This window comes from Actinopolymorpha sp. B17G11, assembly GCF_040196095.1.
Lineage (GTDB): Bacteria > Actinomycetota > Actinomycetes > Propionibacteriales > Actinopolymorphaceae > Thermasporomyces.
This window is the reverse complement of the sequence record NZ_JBEFTW010000083.1, coordinates 1-5,538: the sequence shown is the minus strand read 5'-3', so window position 1 is coordinate 5,538 and position 5,538 is coordinate 1. Positions and strand designations below refer to the sequence as shown.

3 rRNA genes are annotated in these 5,538 nt (G+C 57.1%); all 3 read right to left on the bottom strand.

Going from position 1 to position 5,538, the window contains the following annotated elements:
- Nucleotides 1-65 precede the first annotated feature (65 nt).
- A 5S ribosomal RNA gene (gene rrf / locus ABN028_RS34955) occupies nucleotides 66-182 on the bottom strand.
- A gap of 196 nt (nucleotides 183-378) precedes the next feature.
- Nucleotides 379-3,508: ribosomal RNA gene (locus ABN028_RS34950) — 23S ribosomal RNA — on the bottom strand.
- Nucleotides 3,509-3,890: 382 nt separating this feature from the next.
- Nucleotides 3,891-5,410, bottom strand: a 16S ribosomal RNA gene (locus ABN028_RS34945).
- Together the 16S, 23S and 5S rRNA genes form the textbook arrangement of a ribosomal RNA operon.
- Nucleotides 5,411-5,538 lie beyond the last annotated feature (128 nt).

Here is a 5,538-nt window from a genome sequence, read left to right as displayed (position 1 = left end):
CCGTACATACCTCGGGACGCAAGAAGAGGGCCGCCCTGGTGGGTGGCCCTCTTCTTGTGTGTGGTGTCCGGCGGTGTCCTACTCTCCCACAGGGTGGCCCCTGCAGTACCATCGGCGCTGGAGGGCTTAACTTCCGGGTTCGGTATGGGACCGGGTGTTTCCCCTTCGCTGTGACCGCCGTAACGCTGTGAAACAGTCAACCACTGTACTGTTGTTGTCGCCCCGTGCCGCCGCTTGCTTTCCCCCCTTTGTGCTGCCACATCCAGCCCGGTGTTTCTTTCCCGGGTGGGTGTGGCGGGGGGTTGCGGTGTAGGCGGGGGGTGGTGGTTTGTTGTTTCAGAACCGCATAGTGGACGCATAGCACGCTTGTGTTTGGTGTGTGGCAAGCCCTCGGCCTATTAGTACCAGTCAGCTACACGAGTCTTTAGGTCCTCGCTTCCACCTCTGGCCTATCAACCCAGTCGTCTTCTGGGGGCCTTACCCGGTCGAGCCGGTGGGAGACCTTATCTTGAAGCGTGCTTCCCGCTTAGATGCCTTCAGCGGTTATCACTTCCGAACGTAGCCAACCAGCAGTGCACCTGGCGGTACAACTGGCACACCAGAGGTCCGTCCGTCCCGATCCTCTCGTACTAGGGACAGCCCTTCTCAAGTCTCCTACGCGCGCAGCGGATAGGGACCGAACTGTCTCACGACGTTCTAAACCCAGCTCGCGTACCGCTTTAATGGGCGAACAGCCCAACCCTTGGGACCTGCTCCGGCCCCAGGATGCGACGAGCCGACATCGAGGTGCCAAACCATGCCGTCGATATGGACTCTTGGGCAAGATCAGCCTGTTATCCCCGGGGTACCTTTTATCCGATGAGTCACGGCGCTTCCACATGCCACCGCAAGATCACTAGTCCCAGCTTTCGCTCCTGCTCGACCCGTCAGTCTCACAGTCAAGCTCCCTTGTGCACTTACACTCAACACCTGATTGCCAACCAGGCTGAGGGAACCTTTGGGCGCCTCCGTTACCTTTTAGGAGGCAACCGCCCCAGTTAAACTACCCACCAGGCACTGTCCCTGATCCGGATAACGGACCGAGGTTAGACAGCCAGTACGACCAGAGTGGTATTTCAACGTTGACTCCACCCTAACTGGCGTCAGGGTTTCACAGTCTCCCACCTATCCTACACAAGCCGAACCGACCACCAATACCAAGCTGTAGTAAAGGTCCCGGGGTCTTTCCGTCCTGCTGCGCGTAACGAGCATCTTTACTCGTAATGCAATTTCGCCGGGTCCGTGGTTGAGACAGCGCCCAAGTCGTTACGCCATTCGTGCAGGTCGGAACTTACCCGACAAGGAATTTCGCTACCTTAGGATGGTTATAGTTACCACCGCCGTTTACTGGCGCTTAAATTCTCCGCTTCACCCCCGAAAGGGTTAACGGGTCCTCTTAACGTTCCAGCACCGGGCAGGCGTCAGTCCGTATACATCGTCTTACAACTTCGCACGGACCTGTGTTTTTAGTAAACAGTCGCTTGGGCCTGGTCTCTGCGACCTCCACCGCTTCCCACAGCACGTGTGGTAACGGTTTCGGTCCCCCTTCTCCCGAAGTTACGGGGGCATTTTGCCGAGTTCCTTAACCACGGTTCACCCGATCGCCTCGGTATTCTCTACCTGACCACCTGTGTCGGTTTAGGGTACGGGCGGTTCTGTCACTCACTAGAGGTTTTTCTCGACAGCATGGGATCACTCACTTCGCCTCAATCGGCTCGGCATCAGATCTCAGACATACACAGGACGGATTTACCTACCCTGAGTCCTACATCCTTGCCCGCGGATCAGCCTTTCGGCCTACCATCGCCGCGTAGAGCTACCCTCCTGCGTCACCCCATCGCTTGCCTACTACCGGATCGGGCCACACACACCCCCACACACACCCCGAAAGGCGCGCACAGGTTCGTCTGCTTAGCATCACCGGACTCAGCATGGGCGCAACAAAACCGGTACGGGAATATCAACCCGTTGTCCATCGACTACGCCTGTCGGCCTCGCCTTAGGACCCGACTTACCCAGGGCGGATTAGCCTGGCCCTGGAACCCTTAGTCATTCGGCGGAGGGGTTTCTCACCCCTCTTTCGCTACTCATGCCTGCATTCTCACTCGTGCAGCATCCACGACTCGGTCACCCGGCCGCTTCCCACGCCACACGACGCTCCCCTACCCATCCACACACCCAAACCAACACACCCAAAGGCGCGCGGCTAGGCACATGCGTGAATGTCACAGCTTCGGCGGTCCGCTTGAGCCCCGCTACATTGTCGGCGCAGAATCACTTGACCAGTGAGCTATTACGCACTCTTTCAAGGATGGCTGCTTCTAAGCCAACCTCCTGGTTGTCTCTGCGACTCCACATCCTTTTCCACTTAGCGAACGCTTAGGGGCCTTAGCTGATGATCTGGGCTGTTTCCCTCTCGACCACGAACCTTATCGCCCGCAGTCTCACTGCCACGCTTCAACCTACTGGCATTCGGAGTTTGGCTGATTTCGGTAAGCTTGTCGGCCCCCTAGACCATCCAGTGCTCTACCTCCAGTAGGAAACACGCAACGCTGCACCTAAATGCATTTCGGGGAGAACCAGCTATCACGGAGTTTGATTGGCCTTTCACCCCTACCCACAGATCATCCCCCGGCTTTTCAACGCCGGTGGGTTCGGGCCTCCACGCAGTCTTACCCACGCTTCACCCTGCCCATGGGTAGATCACCCCGCTTCGGGTCTAGAGCACGCGACTCAACGCCCTATTCAGACTCGCTTTCGCTACGGCTACCCCACAACGGGTTAACCTCGCCACGCACCACTAACTCGCAGGCTCATTCTTCAAAAGGCACGCCATCACCCGAAGGCTCTGACGGATTGTAGGCACCCGGTTTCAGGAACTATTTCACTCCCCTCCCGGGGTACTTTTCACCTTTCCCTCACGGTACTAGTGCACTATCGGTCACCAGAAAGTATTTAGGCTTAGCGGGTGGTCCCGCCAGATTCACACAGGATTTCAGGGGTCCCGTGCTACTTGGGAAACATTCAAGGAAGCCGTCACATTACACCTACAGGGGTATCACCTACTACGCCAGGCCATTCCAGACCCTTCAGCTTCCGCAACGGTTTATCACTTCCCGCCAGGTCAGCAGCCCCAGCAAAAACGCTCCCACAACCCCGCGCAGGCAACACCTGCCAGCTCTCACACCTACACGGTTTAGCCTCATCCGCTTTCGCTCGCCACTACTCACGGAATCACAATTGTTTTCTCTTCCTACGGGTACTGAGATGTTTCACTTCCCCGCGTTCCCTCCAACACCCTATGAATTCAGATGCTGGCGACTGGGCATAACCCCAGCCAGGTTTCCCCATTCGGAAACCCCCGGATCAAAGCTCGGTTGCCAACTCCCCAGGGATTATCGCAGGCTCCAACGTCCTTCATCGGCTTCTGGTACCAAGGCATCCACCGAGTGCCCTAAAAAACTTGCCAAACAACACCAACACAAAAACCCTCAAAAACACAACCCAACAAAATCAAGCCATGTCCTCAAGAATAAAGATGCTCGCGTCCACTATGCAGTTCTCAAACAACAAACACACCAGAAAAACCAGACACCAACCCCACAAAGAAGCCAGCCACCTGATCTCTCAGGACCCAACAGCGCACCACAACACCCCACCAACCAGCCCCCACCCCTTCCACACCCACCACCACCACAACAACAGCAGCAGCAGCAGGCAGTACCAGAACAGAAACCAACCAGCAAAGGCGCCAAACAGTCGACGTTCCACTAACAAGCAGCAGACCAACCGCCCACAACAGACCCAGAACAACTCCAGACCCACCAGACGACGACCCACCTGCTCCTTAGAAAGGAGGTGATCCAGCCGCACCTTCCGGTACGGCTACCTTGTTACGACTTAGTCCTAATCGCCAGCCCCACCTTCGACCACTCCCTCCCACAAGGGGTTAGGACATGGGCTTCGGGTATTGCCGACTTTCATGACTTGACGGGCGGTGTGTACAAGGCCCGGGAACGTATTCACCGCGGCGTTGCTGATCCGCGATTACTAGCGACTCCAACTTCACGGGGTCGAGTTGCAGACCCCGATCCGAACTGAGGCCGGCTTTTTGGGATTCGCTCCACCTCACGGTCTCGCAACCCTTTGTACCGACCATTGTAGCATGTTTGCAGCCCTGGATATAAGGGGCATGATGACTTGACCTCATCCCCACCTTCCTCCGAGTTGACCCCGGCAGTCTCCTATGAGTTCCCGGCATAACCCGCTGGCAACATAGGACGAGGGTTGCGCTCGTTGCGGGACTTAACCCAACATCTCACGACACGAGCTGACGACAGCCATGCACCACCTGTGCAGGACCCTTACGGACCCCGTATCTCTACGAGATTTCCCTGCATGTCAAACCCAGGTAAGGTTCTTCGCGTCGCCTCGAATTAAGCAACATGCTCCGCCGCTTGTGCGGGCCCCCGTCAATTCCTTTGAGTTTTAGCCTTGCGGCCGTACTCCCCAGGCGGGGCGCTTAATGCGTTAGCTGCGGCACGGAGGACGTGGAAAGTCCCCCACACCTAGCGCCCAACGTTTACGGCGTGGACTACCAGGGTATCTAATCCTGTTCGCTCCCCACGCTTTCGCTCCTCAGCGTCAGGTAAGGCCCAGAGAGCCGCCTTCGCCACCGGTGTTCCATCCGATATCTGCGCATTCCACCGCTACACCGGATATTCCACTCTCCCCTGCCTACCTCTAGCCTGCCCGTATCGAAAGCAGTCCCACAGTTAAGCCGTGGGATTTCACTCTCGACGCAACAAACCGCCTACGAGCCCTTTACGCCCAATAATTCCGGACAACGCTCGCGCCCTACGTGTTACCGCGGCTGCTGGCACGTAGTTGGCCGGCGCTTCTTCTGCACCTACCGTCACTCCCGCTTCGTCGGTGCTGAAAGAGGTTTACAACCCGAAGGCCGTCATCCCTCACGCGGCGTTGCTGCATCAGGCTTCCGCCCATTGTGCAATATTCCCCACTGCTGCCTCCCGTAGGAGTCTGGGCCGTGTCTCAGTCCCAGTGTGGCCGGTCGCCCTCTCAGGCCGGCTACCCGTAAAAGCCTTGGTAGGCCATCACCCCACCAACAAGCTGATAGGCCGCGAGCCCATCCCTGGCCGAAAAACTTTCCACACCCACCCATGCGGACAGATATGAACATCCAGTATTAGACCCAGTTTCCCAGGCTTATCCCAGAGCCAAAGGCAGGTTACTCACGTGTTACTCACCCGTTCGCCGCTCGAGTACCCCCGAAAGGGCCTTTCCGCTCGACTTGCATGTGTTAAGCACGCCGCCAGCGTTCGTCCTGAGCCAGGATCAAACTCTCCGTCGAAAACCAACAGAAAGCCCAAAACAGGCCCCAAAAAAACACAAACCCACAACACACAAAAATGCGCCATGAGCCAAAACAACACAAAACCATCGACTATCGGCACGCTGTTGAGTTCTCAAAGATCAGGC